Source organism: Aeromonas schubertii (assembly GCF_000820105.1).
Classification (GTDB): domain Bacteria; phylum Pseudomonadota; class Gammaproteobacteria; order Enterobacterales; family Aeromonadaceae; genus Aeromonas; species Aeromonas schubertii.
This window is the reverse complement of the sequence record NZ_CDDB01000055.1, coordinates 1-967: the sequence shown is the minus strand read 5'-3', so window position 1 is coordinate 967 and position 967 is coordinate 1. Positions and strand designations below refer to the sequence as shown.

Annotated in this window: 2 protein-coding genes; both read left to right on the top strand. The window is 54.5% G+C overall.

Annotated features, from left to right (window positions below; genetic code table 11):
• A partial coding sequence (locus tag BN1133_RS19755; protein ID WP_197273672.1) for an EF-Tu C-terminal domain-related protein occupies window positions 1-85 on the top strand: 85 nt, incomplete at its 5' end.
• 110 nt (window positions 86-195) lie between these two features.
• Complete coding sequence (gene gmhB / locus BN1133_RS12075) at window positions 196-738, top strand: D-glycero-beta-D-manno-heptose 1,7-bisphosphate 7-phosphatase (protein ID WP_050666779.1); 543 nt, start codon at window positions 196-198, stop codon at window positions 736-738.
• The last annotated feature ends 229 nt before the right edge of the window (window positions 739-967 follow it).

Sequence of the window (967 nt, the reverse complement as noted above, 5' to 3'; positions counted from 1 at the left end):
CGCGATGGACGACGGTCTGCGTTTCGCAATCCGTGAAGGTGGCCGTACTGTTGGCGCCGGCGTTGTAGCCAAGGTTATCGAGTAATCGAACCTTGCTCATACGCACTCAAGGGGTGGCTTCGGCCACCCCTTTTGTTTTTCTGTGTATTCCCCTGTGCCATAATTCTCGGCGCACTTTTCTTAGAGGTAGTCACAGTGGCCAAGCCCGCAATTTTTCTCGACCGTGATGGTGTCATCAACGAAGACACCGGTTATATCAGCCAGGTGGATGATTTTCACTTTTTGCCCGGCACTATAGAAGCGCTGCAGCTCCTGAAAAAGAAGGGTTATCTCCTGGTGCTGGTCACCAACCAGTCCGGCATCGCTCGAGGTTATTTCAGTGAAGATGACTTTATGAACCTCACCGAATGGATGGATTGGTCCCTGGCGGACCGTGATGTGGATCTGGATGGTATCTACTTCTGCCCCCATCACCCGGAGCATGGGCCTGCTTGCGATTGCCGCAAGCCCGAGCCGGGCATGCTGCTGGCTGCTGCGAGGGAGTTGGGGATCGATCTGGCTGCCTCTTATATGGTGGGTGACAAGACCGCCGATATTCAGGCCGGAATCAAGGCAGGGGTGGGCAAGACGGCGTTGGTTCGTACTGGTAAAGCTCTCACCGAGCAGGGCATGGCACTGGCGAGCGAGGTGTTTGATGATCTGCTGGGGTTTGCCAAAAGCATCCCATCATTGAAGTAAATAGGGTGTTTTGATGGTTTGTTGAGCGAATGAGCGCTAAAGTGTGATTTTTCTCAAAATCCCTATTGCCACGGCGCGCGAACTCCCTATAATGCGCCTCCATCGACAGGGCAACGCCGCCACAGCAGCGAGCCGGTCGATGGGTGAAAAAGCCTTGTAAAATAAGGCTTGACTCACCGGGCGGGAAGCGTAGAATGCCACTCCCGTCGCGATGCAAATCGCGCTGTTC